Source organism: Rhodoligotrophos defluvii (genome assembly GCF_005281615.1).
Lineage (GTDB): Bacteria > Pseudomonadota > Alphaproteobacteria > Rhizobiales > Im1 > Rhodoligotrophos > Rhodoligotrophos defluvii.
In genome coordinates, this window is record NZ_SZZM01000002.1 from 472,478 (window position 1) to 490,625 (window position 18,148).

Below are 18,148 nucleotides of genomic sequence, written 5' to 3' on the forward strand. Positions count from 1 at the left end.
GGGAGCGGACGGCCGGCTTGGCCCCATCTGGCACAGCGCCTTTCTGTCTCATCGGGCCCGAGGGGTGCTCCCTCGAGCCGCACCGGACAGTCCTGCGCCTGCGATCACGCCTCGCCCTGAGTTTCCAGCAGACAAGCCTCCAACGCGGCACCTGCGGACTGGCCAGCCCAGACTACGAACTGAAAGGCTGGATAAAAGCGCTCGCAGCTCTCAAGCGCAAGGGCGATCAGCGCTTCGCACTGAGATTCCGTGACGTCCACGCCGCCGGACAGCAGCAATCCATTGCGGAAAATGAGTGTGCCCTCATTCTTCCAAAGGTCGAAATGCCCGAAGAGAAGCTGCTCGTTGATGAGCGCGATGAGCTTGGCAACCTCGTCCTGGCGGTTGGCCGGAACCCTGAGGTCGAAGCCGCAGGCGAGATGCAGGCCCTCGAGATCGTCCCGCCAGTTGATGCAGATATGCAAGTCTGTCCAGGCGCCCTGGATCAGCAGATTGATCTCGTCTTCGCCGCTGCGGTCGACCGACCATTCATGGGCAGCAGCAACGCGCTCGAGAGTATCCAGAGGATTGATCTGCTCATTGCTGAGCGTAAGAACAGCCACCATCAGCTTCTCCCCTAGGCTGTTGATCTGACCCAGCACACTGATTGATCCGAGACGAACACCAGATCTCGCACTGCGAATCAAATCAACCGCTACAGTTAGACGGTGACTGAGACTGTGGAATCGCGCAAGGTATCAGCGCCACAAACGACCCCGCGATCCACAGCCGCACGCCCGAATAGGTTAATCGCCCTTATTCATCAACAGCAAACGCGAAGCCGCACTGGCAGGACAATAATCAGCCTTCGGCAGATTTCGGCTTGGCGCTGCGCGTCCTCGGTTTACGTGCCTGCGCCGCGGGCGTCGGGGATGCGGCCTGCGCGGGCTGAAGATCGGCGACGACCTTTTCCAGCGCCGCGATCCGGCTCTGCAGCCGTTCGTTGTCCTCGCGGGCAAGCCGTGCCATTTCGCGCACAGCCTCGAACTCTTCCCGCTTCACGATATCGAGGCCGTTCAGAATGCGTTCGGCCTGCGACCGGATCATCGTGTCGAACTCGCCGCGCAAGCTCTGCGCCGCGGTTGCCGCCGTCCCGAACATTCGGGCCATCTCGTCGAATATCCTGCTGGACGGATTGGTCATCTCGCGTTCCTAATCTGGTTGGGCTCCAGGCGCACACGGCTGGCCGCACGCCCTGTCGCCGGTATTCATCCGCAATGATCTAGTTCCGTCCTGCGCTTCGTTCAAGTCGAAGCAAGGTGGGCCGCAACCATGGCGCCCGGTCACATTGACTTCGCGATACCGACCGGCCAATGGTCCCGTGACATGCTTGCAGGCGCCGCGACCGGCGCTCGCACTGGAGTCTCAGATGCCGCTCTATGCGATCCCCTTTCCGGCGATCGATCCGGTTGCGATCGAAATCGGCCCTTTGGCGATCCGCTGGTACGCGCTGGCCTACATCGCCGGGCTCATGTTCGGCTGGTGGTTCGTGCGGCGTCTGGTGATCAGCCCGCATCTGTGGAACGGCGCTGCGCCGCTGCGGCCTCTCGACATCGACGACATGTTCCTATGGGCGGCGCTCGGCGTGATCTTGGGCGGCAGGATCGGCTATGTCCTGTTCTATGATTTCCCGCTCTTCGCCAATGATCCGCTGGAAGCGGTGAAGCTCTGGCATGGCGGCATGTCGTTCCACGGCGGCTTTCTCGGCGTGATCACCGCGGTGCTGCTGTTCGGCTGGCGGCGCAAGGTCAGTGGCTTCACCATGCTCGATCTCGCCGCGGCGGGCGTGCCCATCGGGCTGTTCCTGGGCCGGATCGCCAATTTCATCAATGGCGAGCTGTATGGGCGGGTGACCGATGTGTCTTGGGGCGTGGTCTTCCCGACCGGCGGGCCACTGCCGCGCCACCCGAGCCAGCTTTATGAGGGCGTGCTGGAAGGCCTCGTCCTCTTCGGCCTGATCTTGTGGCTCATCTACCGCCGGCGCGCCCTCACCCGGCCCGGCCTTGTCGCCGGCGCATTCACCGCCGGTTATGGCATTTCCCGCATCATTGTCGAATTCTTCCGCATGCCCGATCCGCAGATCGGCTATCTCTTCAGCGGCTGGGCCACCATGGGCATGCTGCTGTCGCTGCCGATGGTCTTGGTTGGCGCATGGCTGATGATCCGCGCATTCCGCATGCCCGCGCAGCAGGCTGCCACGTGACCAGGGAAGCACCGCTCGAAACCATCCTGAAGCGGATGATCGCTGCCGAGGGACCGATCCGGCTCGATCGGTACATGAGCCTGTGCCTCAGCCATCCGGTTCACGGCTATTACAACAGCGGCGACCCGTTCGGGGCTACCGGCGATTTCACCACCGCACCGGAGATCAGCCAGGTCTTCGGCGAGCTGATCGGGGTGTGGTGCGTCCATGTCTGGCAGACGATGGCCAGCCCCATCCCGCTGCGGCTGATCGAGCTGGGGCCGGGACGCGGCACGCTGATGGCAGACCTGCTGCGGGTCGCGTCCAGGCTGACCGGGCTCGACCGCAACACTATCGCCGTCGATCTGGTGGAGACCAGTCCGACACTTCGGCAAATCCAGGCCACGCGCCTCGACGGCCATCATGTCGCCTGGCATGAGAACCTGCACAACGTGCCGCTTGGGCCGGCCATCGTCGTCGCCAACGAGTTTTTCGACGCCCTCCCGGTGCGGCAGTATGTTTTCCGCAATGGTCGATGGGCAGAATGTTTCGTCGGGCTCAACGAGCGCGCGCAGCTTGCCTTCGGCTTTGCGCCGGCCCCTCCGCCGCCACCGGCCGCATTGCCCCATGAGCGCCCGCCGGAAGGCACCATTGTGGAATGTTCTGAGGCGCAGATGGCCATGGCCGAGGCGATTGGCCGCCGGCTTGCAGCCGAAGGCGGCGCGGCGCTGATCATTGATTACGGACATGAGGGCGGCTACGGCGACACGCTGCAGGCCCTGCGCCAGCACCGTTTCGTCTCCCCCCTTGATCAGCCGGGCAGGAGCGATCTCACCGCGCACGTGAACTTCGCCATCCTGCGGCAGGCCTTGCAGCGGGCCGGCGCCTGCACCTATGGGCCGATCAGCCAAGCCGGCTATCTCAAGGCTATGGGCTTGACCGAACGGGCAGAACGGCTGAAATCATCAGCCGATGCCAAGCAGCGCAGTACAATCGATTCGGCAATCCGTCGCCTGGCGGGCCACGAAACGCCGATGGACATGGGCACACTGTTCAAGGTGCTCGCCGCCTGCCACCCGACACTGCCCATCCCCCATCCCTTCCAGTGAAGAGGCATCATGATCGAGGCGAAAAACCTGGTCAAAATCCCCGAAATCCGTCACGGCTTCTTCACCCGGATCGGCGGCTTTTCCAAGGGCATCTACGCCACCATGAACTGCGGCCTGGGCTCCGGCGACGACCGCGAGACCGTGCTGCGCAACCGGGAGATCGTGGCAACTTCGCTGGGCCTTCTGCCGCACGAGCTGATCACCGCCTATCAGCATCACAGCGCCGACGTCATTACGGTTACGGAACCCTGGGGCACCACCGGATTGCCGCGTGGTGATGCCCTTGTGACGAACCGGCCGCACATCGCTCTGGCCGTGACCACCGCCGACTGCGTCCCCGTGCTGTTCGCCGACCGCGGGGGCCGGGTGGTCGGCGCAGCCCATGCCGGTTGGCAAGGGGCGCTGAACGGCGTTACCGACAATACCATCGATGCGATGATCGCCCTTGGCGCCCGGCGCGAAGACATCTGCGCCGCCGTCGGCCCGGCCATCTCCGGCAAATCCTATGAAGTTGGCCCGGAACGATACCAGGCCTTCGTCGATGCCTCCGCCGAGAATGCCCGGTTCTTCAGGCAGTCTGGCCGAGATGGCCACCACATGCTCGATCTGCCCGCCTATGTTGAGGATCGGCTGCGAAGGGCCGGCATCGCGTCGGTTGAGCGCATCGACCGCTGCACCTATCGGGATGAGGAGCATTTCTATAGCTTCCGGCGCGCCACCCACCGGGGCGAGCCCGACTATGGCCGGCAGCTGTCCGCCATCACCCTGGGCCCGCAAGTCTTCGTCGGCCAGGACCGGCCCGCGTAAGTCAGGTGTGGCCATCGTGCCATGGCGCATGACCGTCCGGCGAGGCCATAAAATCGTCGGTTGCGTGAACTATTCAGCCGGGTCAGCTTGGGCGTAGGCATTAACGCCCAGGCTCTGGAGAAGGGGATCGTTTGACAGTCGGTCAGCGGCAGATGTTTGGCTCAGGCCGCGTTCTCAATCGGCTTGCCGCCGGAATGGCGCTGCTGCTCGCGGCCTTCTGGCTGGCCGGGTGCGCCGGAGGGCAGCAGCCTTTCGCCAAGGATGTGAATGCGCTGGCGGCGCCGCAGGATGCTGCGGATTGGCCGCGGGTCACGGTGGTCTCGTTCTCCGGGCTGCCAGAGGGAAAGGACGAACAGTTCCTGCAAGCTCTGGCGGCTGAGACCTTTCGCCGGCAGATCGCCCTGGTGAATGCGGCTCCGGGCCAAGGCATCTACGGCCTATCCGGGGTGGTGTCCGCGCGCGAGGTCGATGGGCGCACCGCCGTCAGCTGGAATTGGGATGTAACCGGCTGGAACGGTGGCGCGGACAAGAGCACGATTTCGGGCCAGGAATTCGTCGCCACGCCGAAGCCCGGCACCACCCCGCCCCCGCCACCTCCCAATCCCGCCGAAGGAAGCTGGGGCAAGGTTGACGGCTTCATGCTGAGGCGGGTGGCGACTCACATGGCCGAAAGCCTGTCGTCCTATTTCGGCGAGCGCGGCTATTTCACCCAGACCGCTGGCCTGCCGCCACCGGTCGAGACTTTCGTGCGCGCCGGCCCCGGAGCAGCGAAAGATATCGATCTCACGATGCTGGGACCGAACGAGCTGGCCATGCGCCGCGCCCGCGGCGACATTACGGAGGAGGATCTTGCGGCTGCCGGTCTGCCCAGTCTGGCGGCTCCGCCTCCAGAGACCGTAGGCGAAACCATCCAGGGGCCAGACGCGTCACAGCAGCAACAGATCGCCAAGGTGCCTGATGCGGGACAGCCAGCACCGGAGACGAAACCAAGCCAACCCGGGCAGAAGGCCATCCGCAGCGTTGCCGTCGCCGCGGTCACCGGTGCCCCGGGCGATGGCAACCATGCTTTGGCTGCCTCGCTCCGCAAGATCCTGAGATCCGCCGGCTGGCCGCTGAAGGATGCCCCCGGCGACGACACATTGGTGATCCAGGGACAGGTCGGCGTTGCCCCACCTGCCGGCGGCGCCCAGCAGGTATCGCTGGAATGGACGGTGAAGGACCCGGGCGGCAAGGTGCTCGGCTCGATCAAGCAGGCCAACCAGGTGCCGGCGGGCTCGCTTGACGGCAAATGGGGACTGACGGCTGACTATGCCGCGGAAGCAGCCAGCATCGGCATCTTCGAGCTGGTGAACAAGTTGCGCTAGCCGCGCCCTTCGGCGGGCCAGCCCAGGCCCCGCCGCCGCAGCGTGTGCGCGGGATTGGTGCTATGGTGACGGCAGTCCGGGCTGTGCGGAGTTTACAGCCAGAAGAGCGGTTGTTATAGAGCCCGCTCACCACTCATCCTGGTTGAGCCCTTCTCTGGGATATTCCTCATGAAGCTGGTCGCGGGTAACGCCAATCGCCCTCTTGCCGAAGCCATCGCGGCCTATCTTCAGCTGCCGCTCACCAAATGCGTGGTGCGGCGGTTTGCTGACATGGAGGTGTTCGTCGAAATCCAGGAGAACGTCCGCGGCGAAGACGTTTTCGTGATCCAGTCCACGTCATTCCCGGCGAATGACAATCTGATGGAACTGCTGATCATCATCGATGCCCTCCGCCGCGCCTCTGCACAGCGCATAACGGCGGTCATCCCCTATTTCGGCTATGCCAGGCAGGACCGCAAGCCGGGCCCGCGCACGCCGATCTCCGCCAAGCTCGTTGCCAATATGATCACCCGCGCCGGCGCCGACCGCGTGCTAACCGTGGATCTCCATGCCGGTCAGATCCAGGGTTTTTTCGACATCCCGACCGACAACCTCTTCGCCGCGCCCGTAATGGTGCGCGACATTGTCGAGCGGTTCGACGTCAGCCAGATCACGGTGGTCTCGCCCGACGTGGGCGGCGTGGTGCGTGCCCGCGGCCTTGCCAAGCGCATCAATGCCCCGCTGGCCATCGTCGACAAGCGACGCGACCGGCCGGGCGAATCCGAGGTTATGAACATCATCGGCGACGTCGAGGACCGGATCTGCATCCTGTTCGACGACATTGTCGATTCCGGCGGCACTCTCTGCAACGCGGCCGAAGCGCTCATGGAGCGGGGGGCCAAGGAGGTGTCCGCCTATATCACCCACGGGGTGCTGAGCGGCGGGGCTGTCGCCCGCGTCGGCTCATCTGCCCTCAAACAGCTGGTGATCACCGATACCATCCAGGCAACCGAAGCCGTCCGCGTGTCGCGTAATATGCGGGTGATCACCATCGCTCCGCTTTTGGGCGAAGCCGTGGCACGAACGGCCCGGGAAGAATCGGTTTCCAGCCTATTCGATTGAAAAAATAAGCCAACGGGTTAACGATTATGGCAAATGCGAGGCGTTCACATTTAGCCATAACTGACTGTTAGTGAAGGAATTTTCACTCTTAGCACCCCCAGGTTGGGATATTCATCCTAAGCACGCCCGTAAAAATCCTCATTGTCGTCGTGCTCTCGCCGCATCAGCCCATCAATTCGTCGCCCCGACGTAAAACTGCTAAATAACTCCGAGCGGGGCAGAAGGTTTCATTTTGGGAAATCCGATATATCCGGGCTGCGCGGTAAGCTTAACTGCGCGGATTGCTCTGCCAGCGCTCCAATACCTGGGAGAAAAGCTGTATGCTTTCACGAGCAATCTTTGCCCTCACCGCGATTATCTTCTTTACTGGCATAGGCGCATCAATCGCGAGGGCTGATCAGTTTGGCTCCTCGAAATGGCAGCAGAATTTCATCGGCGGAATCCAGCTGACCGTTGCACCCCGTTCCGCAGCCGCCACGGAAACGCCTCCGGGCCGCCCCAAGCCGGCAGTCGCGACCGCCGCGGGTGACGGGCCCAAGCTCATCCTTGCCGCAGCGCGCAAGTCGACGGCCGCGCCGAAGACCCGGCCTAAGGCCAAGTCCAAATCCACCGCGAAACACGCCAAGAGCAAGGCGCAGACAGCCTCCGCCAAGCCCGCATCCGGAAAATCGTCTCTCAACACCAAGGATGCACCCTCAGCCAAGACCGATCAATCCACTGAGAAGGCGGAGAAAGCCGCGCCCGATGGCCTGAGCGCCCGCCGTGCCCAGTTCCTGCCGGTTGCCGGCCGCATCAAGCCGGCGGGCCTGCCGCTGGCCCTGATCGATGCCGTGATCACCAGGGAAAGCCGTTACAATCCCAAGGCACGTGGGAGCCGGGGCGAAGTCGGCCTCATGCAGCTTCTGCCGTCAACGGCACGCGGCATCGCGCGGGAGAAGGGCCTTGCGGCTGCGAACTTGTCCGGAGCCGCGCTCATTAAATGGCTGGAGGTGCCGGAGAACAACATTCGCCTGGGCACCCACTATCTCAGCATGTGCCACGAAAAGGCCAAGCAGAACGTCGCCGCAACCATCGGCTGCTACAATGCCGGACCGGGCAACATGTGGTCCTGGAAGTCGATCGGCTATACCCGCCGCTATGTGCGGTTCGTCAACGATCACATCGCGAGCAACTGATGCCGCGCAACGATCCCTCCCCTGGTTCCAGGGGAGGGCGGCCGCCGTGAGGCGGCCGGGTGGGGTGCCGATAGCCCCGAGCCGCGCTGCGGGAATTCCGCCCCTACGCGTCCCCGACGATCACATAGTGCTTGAGCACGGTGCGGGTCACCTCCCACGTGCATTCGAGGCCTGGCCGCATCACGAACGCATCGCCTTCGCGTAGCGTGGTCGCCTGTCCGTTCGCCGTGATCGTCACCTCGCCCGAGATGATATGGCAGAATTCCCAAGCCTCGCAGGTAAAGGACCACTTCCCCGGCTGCGCCTCCCAGAACCCCGCGACCAGCTCGCCGTCCCTGTCGTCCACCACGTTCCAGGTGGTAGTGGTTGGATCTCCGGCGATGACCTTGGCCGGCCTCCCCGGCTCCGGCGTCGGCGCGTTCGGTCCCGTCCGTTCGAGCTTGATCAACTGCATCAGTGATTGTCCTTCATGTGAATGGCGCGCCAGACCTTTTCCGGGGTCAGCGGCATGTCGAGATGACGGATGCCGAATTCCTTTAGCGCATCCATGACCGCATTGGCCACCGCCGGCGGCGCACCGGTGGCGCCTGCCTCACCCGCGCCCTTGACCCCCAGCGGATTGGTCGGCGTCGGTGCGGATTCGTTGAAGGCCACCGCCAAGTCCGAGACATCGTCGGCCCGCGGTATGCCGTAATCCATGAAGCTTCCGGAGAGGAGCTGTCCGGCCTCGTGGTCGTAGCGGATCTCTTCGAGCAAGGCCTGGCCGATCCCCTGCACTGACCCTCCGACCACTTGGCCGGCCGCGATCAGCGGATTCACGATGCGGCCGAAATCGTCCACCACCACATAGCGGTCGACCAGCACCCGCCCGGTATCCGGCTCGATCTCCACCTCGCAGATGTGGCAGCCATTGGGAAAGTTCACGGCCTTGCCGTCATAGCGGATGCGCGTGGTCAGCGTGGATGGCACCCCCTCGGGCAACCGCTCGGCCGAACGCAACTGCCGCTCGATATCGAGGATATGGATCGAGCGGTCAGTGCCGGCGATGGTGAAGCGCCCGTCCTCGAACACCAGGTCTCCAACCCCTGCCTCCAGCAGATGCGAGGCGGCAAGCCGCGCCTTCTCGCGGATCTCCCCGGCGGTGAGGTAAACGGCGCTGCCGCCCAGAACGAGCGAGCGGGAGCCCCCGTGGCCGCCGCCCGTCGGGATAAGGTTAGTGTCGCCCTGCACATAGCGGATCTTCTCCGCTGGAATGCCGAGCTCGGTCGAGATGATCTGCACGAAGGCCGTCTCGTGGCCCTGGCCGGTCGAATGGGTGCCCACCAGCACGGTCACCCCTCCGTCCTCATCGAAACGGATCTCCGGCTCTTCGCTGGAGTTCCCCACCGCCATTTCCAGATAGCTGCCGATGCCGCGGCCGCGCAGCCTGCCTGCCGCGCGCAAGGCCTGCTTGCGCGCGGGAAAGCCGTTCCAATCGATCAGCGCCAGAGCCTGATCGAGCGTGCCCTGGAAATCGCCGGAGTCGATCACCGAACCGAGTGCGGTCGTATAGGGATAGGTGCTGATGAAATTGCGCCGCCGCAGCTCCTCCGGTGCCATGCCCAGATCGAATGCCGCCACGTCCATCAGCCGCTCGATCACATAGGCCGCCTCCGGCCGGCCGGCGCCGCGATAGGCATCGACCGGCACGGTGTTGGTGAACACCGCATGCACCTCGAGATCGATGGCCGGAATGGCATAGTTGCCGCCCGTGGGCCGCATCATCGACACCGCCGGGATATAGGGGCCGAAGCTTGAGAGATAGGCGCCCATATTGGCCATGGTCTTGACCCTGAGGCCCAGGATCTTCGCAGTCTCGTCCAGCGCCAGCTCCGCATGGGTCACGTGGTCACGGCCGTGGATCTCGGCCATGAAATTCTCGGCCCGGTCGGCTACCCATTTGACGGGCCGCCCGAGCTGCCGGGCCGCGAACATCACCATCACGTTCTCGGGATAGACGAAGTTCTTGCCGCCGAAACCGCCGCCCACATCCGGCGCCACCACCCGGATCCGATACAGATCGGTCTTGAACACATGGCCGGCCATCTGGCTCTGCTGGCTGTGCACGGCTTGGCCCGACACGTACAGCACGTACTGTTCCGCTGCTTCGTCCCACTCGCCGATCGCACACCGCGGCTCGATGGCCGCCGGCGCCAAGCGATTGTTGACCAGGTCGAGGCTGACCACCCGCGCCGCCCGGGCAAAGGCTTCATCCGTCGCCGCCCGATCGCCCTTGTGGAACCGATAGCAGCGGTTGGTGCCGAACTCCGGCCAGACCAGCGGCGCATCCGCATCGAGCGCTCGCGCCGTCGAGGTCACCGCCGGCAGGTCCTCGTATTCAACGATCACCCGGTCGGCCGCATCGCGGGCCTGCTGGCGCGTTCCGGCGACCACGAAGGCCACCGGGTCGCCCACATGTTTCACCACACCGCCGGTCAGAGCATAACGGGGCGGATGGCGGATGCCGTCCTTGTCCACCCCGCTGATGCCGGTAACGGTCGGCAGGATGCCCAAGCCGGCCGCCTGCACATCCGCGGCAGTGTAAATCGCGACCACACCCGGCGCGGCAAGGGCATCGCCCAAATCAATGCCGCGAATGCGTGCGTGCGCGTGCGGAGAGCGCACCACCGCGGCATGGACCATGTCCGGCAGCACCATATCGTCGAGATAGCGCCCGGCGCCTTTCAGGAAGCGCTCGTCCTCGCGGCGGCGCACCGCTTGTCCGACTGCGAATTTCAAGATGAAGCTCCTGGCGTGGATCTGTCCAGACATCAAAGGTTCGCGCTTCGACCTATCGGCGGTCAAGGGTCTTACGCCAATGAAACGTCAACCCTGGCGCAAAGCACCTATGCGTGCGAGCAATTCGTCCCGGCTCTCCGCGAAGTCGGATGCGATCCACCAGTCCTCCAGCGCGCGGAGCAAGCCGCCGAACTCGGGGCCGGGCTTGATGCCGCGCTCCAGCAGATCGCTGCCGCGAAGAGGAAAACTCGGAATCGGCCATTGCTCGGGCAGCAGGAACAGCTCGCGCCAGACCTCATCCTCGGTTGGCCTATTCCCGCCGCACCAGGCGGTCAGCACCGCATCCCGAAAGGTCTGCGGACCCAGCCGGTAAAGCACCGCCCGCCGCTCATTGGGGCGCAAGCCCGGCGTCACCGGGCCCGCCGCCACCAGCCGCTCAAGCCGCTCCCGCTCGTCATTGGTGAGCCGCAACCTGTCTCTCAACCGCATCACGAGCGCGCTGTCGCCACCTGCCAAGTTAAAGCTGCGCAGGAGGAAGTCGGGCTCAAGTCCCAGAAACGACTCTATTTTCCCAAGCCGCTTCAGGCGCTCCACCGATATGACCGGGCCGAGAAAATGGGCGAGAATTCCAAGCTCCCCCATGGTGCCGGCCACCGGGAGGCTCCACGGCGCCACGATCAGCCGTAGCCATTCCTGCCGCACCCGCTCCGGCGAGAGCCTGGCAAGGCCCTGCTGTTCGGCCGCGCAGGCGGAAAGGCTTGCGGGATCAATGCCGTCCGGACCATACCGGGCGGCGAACCTGAACAGCCGCAAGATCCTCAAGTAATCCTCGCGGACGCGCGCTATCGGATCGCCCACGAACCGGATTCTTTTTTTTAGCAAATCCTCATATATGCTTAACGGATCGTATATTTTCCCATGCCGGTCGCAGTAGAGGGCGTTAATGGTGAAGTCGCGCCGGGCCGCATCCTGCGCCCAGTCGTCGGTGAAAGCCACCTCCGCATGCCGGCCATCGGTGGCAACGTCGCGCCGTAGGGTGGTGACCTCGAAGGCCTTTGGCCCGTCGCCAGACGTCGCAATCACCGTGACCGTTCCATGCGCCACGCCCGTGGGCACGCTGCGCAGGCCCGCCCGCATGCCCAGGTCGATGACCCGCTCCGGTGTTTCCGTTGTGGCAAGGTCCACATCCACCACCGGCTCGCCGAAAAGTGCATTGCGGATGGCCCCCCCCACCACGCGCGCTTTGCCGCTCTCCGCCTCCAGCGCGTCGAACACCGCCTGCAAGCGCTCATCCCTCAGCCAGGGATGGTCTTGCGGTGAAAGCACCGGAGGCGTCATGGCTTAAGTCCCGTAGAGCCGGTCGTAGAAGTTGCGCAGGATGCCGGCGGTCGCGCCCCAGATATAGCGCTCAAAATAGGGCATGGCGTAATAGCGCCGCAGCTCACCCTTCCACATCCGCTCGTGCCGCTGGTGGTTGGCCGGGTTCATGAGAAAGCTCAAGGGAACCTCGAACACGTCGGCCACCTCGCGCGGGTCCGGCGCCAGGCTGAAACCGGGCTTGATCACGGCCACCACCGGCACCACCCGGTATCCGGTCGCGGTGAGATAAGGGTCGAGCAGCCCGATCGTGTCGACATAGCGCGGCGCAAGCCCGGTCTCCTCCTCCGCCTCGCGCAGTGCGGTTTCCGCGGGCCCGGGATCGGTCGGCTCCATCTTGCCACCGGGAAAGGCGATCTGCCCGGCATGGCTCGACAGGTGCTCCGTCCGCAGCGTCAATAGCACATTGGCCTCTCCGTCCCGGTCCAGCAGCCCGATCAGCACCGCCGCCGGGCGGTATGCCTGGTCGGCGGGCGGCCGGAAGCCACCCTGCAGGTCGCCATCGCCGCGCGCTGCAGGATGCGCGGGGTCGATTGCCATCGGATCATTCAACGGGCGCAGCCGGCGTCTCGCCAGGAGCACCACTTCGCCCAGGGTGAAACGGGACGCGAGTTCGGTCACGCAGCTGTTCTCTTCGGTGATCAAAGGCCGATTTCGGCGGCCGGCGCCATGGGATAGAAGCGCCCGGAGCTCCAGACGCCGAACCACGATACACCCTCGACCTCGCGGGTGCAGCCGCGTTCCACCAGATCATAAAAGATCGGGCGTGCCACCAGCGCCTCCAGCCGCCCGCGCACCAGCACGTATGGCTTGAGGCCGTCGGTGCCCTCCTCCCGTGCAAAGCGCAAGGGGTGGGCATCATCCACGATCACCTCGTCCTCCACATTGGTGGTGAAGCGGAGCACCTGCGTCTCACCCGCCCCTTCCACGGTCATGGCCACCGCCACGAAATGGGCATCGTCGACCGTGATGCCTACCTTCTCCACCGGGGTGATGAGATAGGTCTTGCCGTCCTCGTCCTTGCGCAGAAGCGTCGAGAACAGCCGCACCAGCGGCTTCCGCCCGATTGGCGAGTTCATGTAGTACCAGGTGCCGTCCGCAGCGATGCGCATGTCGATGTCGCCGCAGAATTCCGGGTTCCACTTGTCCACCGGCGGCAGGCCGCGTTTGGTGGCAGCCTTCGCTTCCTTCAGCCCGCGCATCGGCTGGCTGGCATCGCCGGCAGCCGCCATGTTCATTGCCGCGACCTTTTCACCTCTCACGTCCATTTGATTCCAGTCGCCTTTCTCCGGGCGCGGTCAGGGTCCACACTCAATTCCGGACACAGTCTGTGAAATCTTTTTTGACATCCGTCCGGCAGGCTATCGTCACGTCTCGGAAGAACTATAGTTATTGATATGCAGAGCATCAACGAAGCCGACCACAAGGTGGTCGAAGACATCGAACGGGCTGGCGAGCGGCTGGCGCGGGCGAAGGACGCCATCGGCCGGGTGATCTTTGGCCAGCAGCCGGTCATCGACTTGGCCCTCACCGCGATCCTCAGCGGCGGCCACGGGCTGCTGGTGGGCTTGCCGGGCCTGGCCAAGACCAAGCTGGTCGAGACCATCGGCCACGTGCTGGGCCTGCAGGAGAAGCGGGTGCAGTTCACGCCGGATCTCCTGCCGTCCGACATCATCGGCTCGGAAGTGCTGGAAGAGAGCGATACCGGCACCCGCCACTTCCGCTTCATCAAGGGGCCCGTGTTCAGCCAGCTGCTGATGGCCGACGAGATCAACCGCGCGAGCCCCCGCACGCAATCGGCCCTGCTGCAGGCCATGCAGGAAAAGCACGTGACGGTGGCAGGCCAGCGCCATGACCTGCCCCGGCCCTTCCACGTGCTGGCCACCCAGAACCCGATCGAGCAGGAAGGCACCTATCCTTTGCCTGAAGCGCAGCTGGACCGCTTCCTCCTCGAGATCGACGTGCCCTATCCGGACCTCGAGGCTGAACGGCGCATGCTGTTTGCCACCACCGGGCCGGCCGAGACTTTGCCTGACCCGGTGATGACCGCCGAAGAACTCCAGGCACTGCAGCGGCTGGTGCGGCTCATCCCGGTAGGTGATTCGGTGGTGAACGCAGTCCTCAAGTTGGTGCGCACGGCGCGGCCCGGCCCCGATGCAGACGACTTCGTGCGCGAGACGGTGGCCTGGGGCCCCGGCCCGCGCGCGAGCCAGGCGCTGATGCTGGGCGTGCGCACCCGCTGCCTGATGGACGGCCGGCTGTCCCCCTCGGTTGATGACGTGATCGCGCTCGCCAATCCGGTGCTGCGCCACCGCATGGCCTTGACCTTCGCCGCCCGGGCCGACGGCCAGACGGTGGACGGTGTGATCTCGCGGCTCTGCGGCATGCTGGGATAGAAGCTTGGCGCCCATCTGGACAGCAGATCGCCCCACCAAGGTCCCGGTCGACGAGGCGCAGCATCTGGCCCAGGCCTATCCGGCCCTGCTGGTCCAGGCCGATCGCATCGCCAACACCGTCATGCTCGGCTTCCACGGCCGCCGCCGCCCGGGCAGCGGCGAGAGCTTCTGGCAGTTCCAGCGCTATCGTGCCGGCGAGGAAGCCTCTCGCATTGATTGGCGCAAGTCCGCCCGCTCCGACCAGCTCTATATCCGCCAGAACGAATGGGAAGCAGCCAACACGGTGTGGATGTGGGCCAGCGCTGCCCCGGGCATGGCGTTTCGCTCCAGGCTCGCCTCGACCACCAAGCGCGAGCGCGCACTGCTCGTTCTCCTGACCCTGTCGGCCCTTATGCTGTCGGCAGGCGAGCGCGTGGGCATTCTCGGCAGCGGTCGTCATCCGGTCGCCAGCCGCAACGGCCTTGAACGGCTGGCGGCCATCGCGACGGGCGCCGATCAGGAGGCCAGCGGACTGCCCCATGGCGCCTTTGCCGAGAGCGGGCTGCCACAGGTGAGCCTGCCGCGCTATTCCAACGTCATCCTCATCAGCGACTTCCTGGTTCCGCTCGATGCTCTGCGGGAAAGCATCTCCTCGATCGCCGCGCGCGACGTGCGCGGTCACCTGGTCCAGATCTTCGACCCGGCCGAGGAAAACCTGCCTTACACCGGCCGCAAAGAATTCGAGGAAACCGGCGGCGGCCCATTGCGCTTTATCATTGGACGCACGGAAAGCGTCCGTGACGCCTACAGGGCCCGCATAGAAACCCATCGCGCGGGCTTGCGGGAACTCGCGCAACGCCTTGGCTGGAGCTTCACCCTGCACCACACCGACCAGCCACCGCAGCGGGCGATCCTACCGCTCTACGGGCGGCTCTCGGGCAATATGCTGACCGGAGGGTAGGGCTCCATGCTGACGATCGGCGCCATCACCTTTCAGACCGCGGCCGCCCTGTGGGCACTGCTGCTGCTGCCGATCATCTGGTGGCTGCTGCGGCTGACGCCCCCGCGCCCCGAACGGGTGAGCTTCCCGCCCATCCGCTTCCTGCTCGGATTGATCGCCAAAGAGGAGACTCCGCACAAGACACCGTGGTGGCTCATGCTGCTGCGTATGCTGCTGATCGCCTGCCTCATCCTTGCGGTGGCCCGGCCCATGATCAACCGCAATGCGGAAGGTGTCGGCGGCAATGGCCCCCTGCTGATCGTGCTGGACGATGGCTGGGCCGCGGCGAAGGCATGGCCGGCGCGGCTGCGGACCGCCACCGAGGCGGTCGACCGGGCGCGCGAGCTGGACCAGCCCGTTCTGCTGGTCACCACCACCCCCAAGGATGCGCCCCCGCCGCTCGAGACCAAGGCAGCGGCCGACGTGGCCGAGACGATCAGCACCCTGCAGCCCAAGGCGCTCATCCCCGATCGCATGGGCCTCGCGCGCCGGCTGGCGGAAGGCTTCGACGGCAACCAACCGCTCGATATCCTCTGGCTCTCCGACGGGCTGGACTACGGTAATGCATCGAGCTTCGCGTCGGCCTTGCGCGCCCTGGGCGGCGGCTCGCAAGTGAGGGCGCTGGTGCCCCCGGCCAGTGAGCCGTCGCTTGCCGTCGGCGCGCCGCAGCTGGCCGGCGAGGGCCTCGCAATCGCCGCCGCCCGCTCGACGGCCGCCGGCGAGCAGACCGTCACCGCCCGGGCGCTTGCCGGCAACGGCCGCAGCCTCGCCGAGCAGATCTTGCGGTTCGGCAATGGCGAGACCCGCGCCACCGCCACAATGGAACTGCCGCTGCAGCTTCGCAACGAAGTGGCGCGTATCGACATTCGCGGCGAGCGTAGTGCCGGTGCCGTCTACCTCCTCGACGACCGTTGGAGCCGCAAGATCGTCGGCCTGGATGCGGCAGGCTCGATCGAGGCCAACCAGCCGCTGCTCTCTCCGCTTTACTATGTGACCCGCGCGCTCGAACCTTATGCGGAGCTGCGCACCATCGGCGACGGCATCGCGACGGAAACCGGCAGCACCAATCTGAGCACGGCTCTGCAAGGCGGCCTGTCCATGCTGATGCTGGCCGATATCGGCCAGCTGCCGGTCGGTGACCGTGACGCCGTGCGCAACTGGGTCGAGCGCGGCGGCATTCTCGTGCGCTTCGCCGGCCCGCGGCTTGCGGCCGGGCATGACGACCTGGTGCCGGTCGAGCTGCGCGAAGGCGACCGTGCCCTCGGCGGCGCCTTGACCTGGGAGGAGCCGCAGCCCATCGCCCCCTTCGAGGAGCAGAGCCCGTTTGCCGGCATCCCGGTCAGCCCCGAGGTCACCGTGGCCAAGCAGGTGCTGGCGCAGCCGACCGCTGATCTCGGCGCGAAAGTCTGGGCCCGCCTTGCCGACGGCACGCCGCTCGTCACCGCCGAGCGGCGCGGCAACGGGCTGATCGTGCTGTTCCATGTCACCGCCAACGCGGACTGGTCCAATCTGCCCCTGTCGGGTGTGTTCGTGGAAATGCTCCGGCGGATCCTCGATATGGCCCCGGGCAGCGTCGCATCCGGCGCGGCACCCGAAAGCAACCGGGCCGCCCAAGGCCAAGGCGAGAACAGCACCGCCGCATCCGGCGCCGGGGCGCTGGCGCCGATCCGCGTCCTCAACGGCTTCGGCGAGCTGGTCGATCCACCCGCCGATGCCCGGCCCATCCCCCTGGCCGCGTTCGACGAGACCCGGCCCGGGCCCCAGCATCCGGCCGGGCTCTATGGCCGCGACAGCCGCACCCGGGCGCTCAACCTCTATGAAGACGCCCCGCAGCTCACGCCGATCGGCACATTGCCGACCGGCATCGCCCTCCGAACCTACCAGCCCGCGCAGACCGTTTCCTTTGCCGGGCCGCTGTTGGTGCTGGCACTGATCCTGTTCCTGCTGGACGCCTTTGCCGTGCTGCTCCTGTCGGGCTCACTCGGGCAGCTGCGGTCGCGCTTCGCCAAGCCTGGCGCAGCGCTCGCACTGGGCTTCCTGTGCCTCACAGCGCCTTCCGACCTGCAGGCGCAGACGAACGACAATGCCGTGCCCAACCAGGCCTTCGCCCTGGAGTCATCCCTCGACACCAAGCTCGCCTATGTCCGCACCGGCGATTCCGAGGTCGATCAGATCAGCGAAGCCGGGCTCACCGGCCTGACCGAGGTGCTGATGCAGCGCACCGCAGTGGAAGCGGCACCGCCCGTGGGCGTGGACATCGAGCGCGACGACATCGTCTTCTTCCCCATGCTCTATTGGCCCGTGCTGCCGGACGCGCCGGCGCTGTCGCCCGCAGCCTCCGCCCGGGTGGACGCCTACCTCAAGAACGGCGGCACCATCTTGTTCGACACACGCGATCATCAGAGCAACGTGCAAAGCCTTGCGGGCGGCGTCAGCCCAGCCACCCAGGCTTTGCAGCGCATTCTGGCCAATGTGAACGTGCCGCCGCTCACGCCGGTGCCGCCGGAGCACGTGCTGACCAAGGCCTTCTACCTCCTGCAGACCTTTCCCGGCCGCTGGGCCGGCGGTCAGCTATGGGTGGAAGCGGGTGGCGGCGCCACGCCCGAAGGCTCCGCCAATTTCGACGGTGTCTCCTCGGTCATCATCGGCGCCAACGACTATGCGGCCGCCTGGGCGCTGAATGTCGATGGCCAGCCCATGTTCCCGGCGGTTCCCGGTGGCGCTCGCCAGCGGGAGATGGCCTTGCGCAGCGGCGTCAACATCGTGATGTATGTGCTGACCGGGAATTATAAGGCCGACCAGGTGCATGTGCCGGCGCTGCTGGAGCGGCTGGGCCAGTGA

16 protein-coding genes are annotated in these 18,148 nt (G+C 65.5%); 9 read left to right on the forward strand and 7 right to left on the reverse strand.

All coding sequences use genetic code 11. The features are described from left to right. Window positions 1-104: 104 nt before the first annotated feature. Both E4P09_RS11425 and E4P09_RS11430 read right to left on the reverse strand, forming a co-directional pair. Window positions 105-605 carry a type III secretion system chaperone family protein gene (locus E4P09_RS11425; RefSeq protein ID WP_137389725.1) on the reverse strand — a complete coding sequence of 167 codons (501 nt, stop codon included), beginning with the start codon at window positions 603-605 and terminating at the stop codon, window positions 105-107. 235 nt (window positions 606-840) lie between these two features. Beyond that, complete coding sequence (locus E4P09_RS11430) at window positions 841-1,182, reverse strand: accessory factor UbiK family protein (RefSeq protein ID WP_137389726.1); 342 nt, start codon at window positions 1,180-1,182, stop codon at window positions 841-843. 226 nt (window positions 1,183-1,408) lie between these two features. On the opposite strand from E4P09_RS11430, the gene lgt reads away from it, so the two are divergent. From lgt to E4P09_RS11460, 6 genes are all read left to right on the forward strand, one after another. Then, the gene (lgt, locus tag E4P09_RS11435; protein ID WP_137389727.1) at window positions 1,409-2,242 is read left to right on the forward strand and encodes a prolipoprotein diacylglyceryl transferase; all 834 of its coding nucleotides are present in this window, start codon (window positions 1,409-1,411) and stop codon (window positions 2,240-2,242) included. After that, window positions 2,191-3,330 (forward strand): class I SAM-dependent methyltransferase, encoded by a 1,140-nt coding sequence (locus tag E4P09_RS11440; RefSeq protein WP_239025139.1) that lies wholly within the window; start codon window positions 2,191-2,193, stop codon window positions 3,328-3,330. The genes lgt and E4P09_RS11440 overlap by 52 nt, the downstream gene beginning before the upstream one ends. Window positions 3,331-3,339: 9 nt before the next feature. Next, the gene (pgeF, locus tag E4P09_RS11445; RefSeq protein ID WP_137389728.1) at window positions 3,340-4,137 is read left to right on the forward strand and encodes a peptidoglycan editing factor PgeF; all 798 of its coding nucleotides are present in this window, start codon (window positions 3,340-3,342) and stop codon (window positions 4,135-4,137) included. 131 nt (window positions 4,138-4,268) lie between these two features. Beyond that, entirely contained in the window at window positions 4,269-5,501 is a 1,233-nt protein-coding gene (locus E4P09_RS11450) for a hypothetical protein (RefSeq protein WP_137389729.1), read from the forward strand. A gap of 168 nt (window positions 5,502-5,669) precedes the next feature. Then, window positions 5,670-6,602 (forward strand): ribose-phosphate pyrophosphokinase, encoded by a 933-nt coding sequence (locus E4P09_RS11455; protein ID WP_137389730.1) that lies wholly within the window; start codon window positions 5,670-5,672, stop codon window positions 6,600-6,602. Window positions 6,603-6,922: 320 nt separating this feature from the next. Continuing rightward, complete coding sequence (locus E4P09_RS11460) at window positions 6,923-7,777, forward strand: transglycosylase SLT domain-containing protein (RefSeq protein ID WP_137389731.1); 855 nt, start codon at window positions 6,923-6,925, stop codon at window positions 7,775-7,777. A 103-nt stretch (window positions 7,778-7,880) separates the two neighbouring features. Here E4P09_RS11460 and E4P09_RS11465 read toward each other — a convergent pair whose 3' ends face one another. The 5 genes from E4P09_RS11465 to E4P09_RS11485 all read right to left on the reverse strand — a co-directional run bounded on the left by E4P09_RS11465 (window position 7,881) and on the right by E4P09_RS11485 (window position 13,164). Continuing rightward, complete coding sequence (locus E4P09_RS11465; protein ID WP_137389732.1) at window positions 7,881-8,231, reverse strand: cupin domain-containing protein; 351 nt, start codon at window positions 8,229-8,231, stop codon at window positions 7,881-7,883. Next, window positions 8,231-10,555 (reverse strand): xanthine dehydrogenase family protein molybdopterin-binding subunit, encoded by a 2,325-nt coding sequence (locus tag E4P09_RS11470; RefSeq protein WP_239025140.1) that lies wholly within the window; start codon window positions 10,553-10,555, stop codon window positions 8,231-8,233. The genes E4P09_RS11465 and E4P09_RS11470 overlap by 1 nt, the downstream gene beginning before the upstream one ends. Window positions 10,556-10,642: 87 nt before the next feature. Further along, on the reverse strand, window positions 10,643-11,893 hold the full coding sequence (locus E4P09_RS11475; protein ID WP_137389733.1) for a CCA tRNA nucleotidyltransferase: 1,251 nt from the start codon (window positions 11,891-11,893) through the stop codon (window positions 10,643-10,645). 3 nt (window positions 11,894-11,896) lie between these two features. Beyond that, the gene (locus E4P09_RS11480) at window positions 11,897-12,472 is read right to left on the reverse strand and encodes a CoA pyrophosphatase (RefSeq protein ID WP_137390281.1); all 576 of its coding nucleotides are present in this window, start codon (window positions 12,470-12,472) and stop codon (window positions 11,897-11,899) included. Between the two features lie 101 nt (window positions 12,473-12,573). Next, window positions 12,574-13,164 carry a DUF1285 domain-containing protein gene (locus E4P09_RS11485; RefSeq protein WP_137390282.1) on the reverse strand — a complete coding sequence of 197 codons (591 nt, stop codon included), beginning with the start codon at window positions 13,162-13,164 and terminating at the stop codon, window positions 12,574-12,576. 165 nt (window positions 13,165-13,329) lie between these two features. Here E4P09_RS11485 and E4P09_RS11490 point away from each other — a divergent pair, with 165 nt between their 5' ends. The 3 genes from E4P09_RS11490 to E4P09_RS11500 are packed head-to-tail and all read left to right on the forward strand — an operon-like array spanning window position 13,330 to window position 18,148. Then, complete coding sequence (locus E4P09_RS11490; RefSeq protein WP_137389734.1) at window positions 13,330-14,328, forward strand: AAA family ATPase; 999 nt, start codon at window positions 13,330-13,332, stop codon at window positions 14,326-14,328. A gap of 4 nt (window positions 14,329-14,332) precedes the next feature. Then, window positions 14,333-15,268 (forward strand): DUF58 domain-containing protein, encoded by a 936-nt coding sequence (locus E4P09_RS11495; protein WP_137389735.1) that lies wholly within the window; start codon window positions 14,333-14,335, stop codon window positions 15,266-15,268. A 6-nt stretch (window positions 15,269-15,274) separates the two neighbouring features. Continuing rightward, window positions 15,275-18,148, forward strand: coding sequence for a DUF4159 domain-containing protein (locus E4P09_RS11500; protein WP_137389736.1), 2,874 nt, complete (start codon window positions 15,275-15,277; stop codon window positions 18,146-18,148).

Coding starts and splice junctions, on each gene's coding strand:
- pgeF (WP_137389728.1), top strand. CDS start 3,340: ATGATCGAGGCGAAAAACCTGGTCAAAATCCCCGAAATCCGTCACGGC.
- E4P09_RS11465 (WP_137389732.1), bottom strand. CDS start 8,231: ATGCAGTTGATCAAGCTCGAACGGACGGGACCGAACGCGCCGACGCCG.
- E4P09_RS11485 (WP_137390282.1), bottom strand. CDS start 13,164: ATGGCGGCTGCCGGCGATGCCAGCCAGCCGATGCGCGGGCTGAAGGAA.
- E4P09_RS11480 (WP_137390281.1), bottom strand. CDS start 12,472: ATGGCAATCGACCCCGCGCATCCTGCAGCGCGCGGCGATGGCGACCTG.
- E4P09_RS11430 (WP_137389726.1), bottom strand. CDS start 1,182: ATGACCAATCCGTCCAGCAGGATATTCGACGAGATGGCCCGAATGTTC.
- E4P09_RS11460 (WP_137389731.1), top strand. CDS start 6,923: ATGCTTTCACGAGCAATCTTTGCCCTCACCGCGATTATCTTCTTTACT.
- E4P09_RS11425 (WP_137389725.1), bottom strand. CDS start 605: ATGGTGGCTGTTCTTACGCTCAGCAATGAGCAGATCAATCCTCTGGAT.
- E4P09_RS11440 (WP_239025139.1), top strand. CDS start 2,191: ATGGCTGATGATCCGCGCATTCCGCATGCCCGCGCAGCAGGCTGCCAC.
- E4P09_RS11490 (WP_137389734.1), top strand. CDS start 13,330: ATGCAGAGCATCAACGAAGCCGACCACAAGGTGGTCGAAGACATCGAA.
- lgt (WP_137389727.1), top strand. CDS start 1,409: ATGCCGCTCTATGCGATCCCCTTTCCGGCGATCGATCCGGTTGCGATC.
- E4P09_RS11475 (WP_137389733.1), bottom strand. CDS start 11,893: ATGACGCCTCCGGTGCTTTCACCGCAAGACCATCCCTGGCTGAGGGAT.
- E4P09_RS11455 (WP_137389730.1), top strand. CDS start 5,670: ATGAAGCTGGTCGCGGGTAACGCCAATCGCCCTCTTGCCGAAGCCATC.
- E4P09_RS11500 (WP_137389736.1), top strand. CDS start 15,275: ATGCTGACGATCGGCGCCATCACCTTTCAGACCGCGGCCGCCCTGTGG.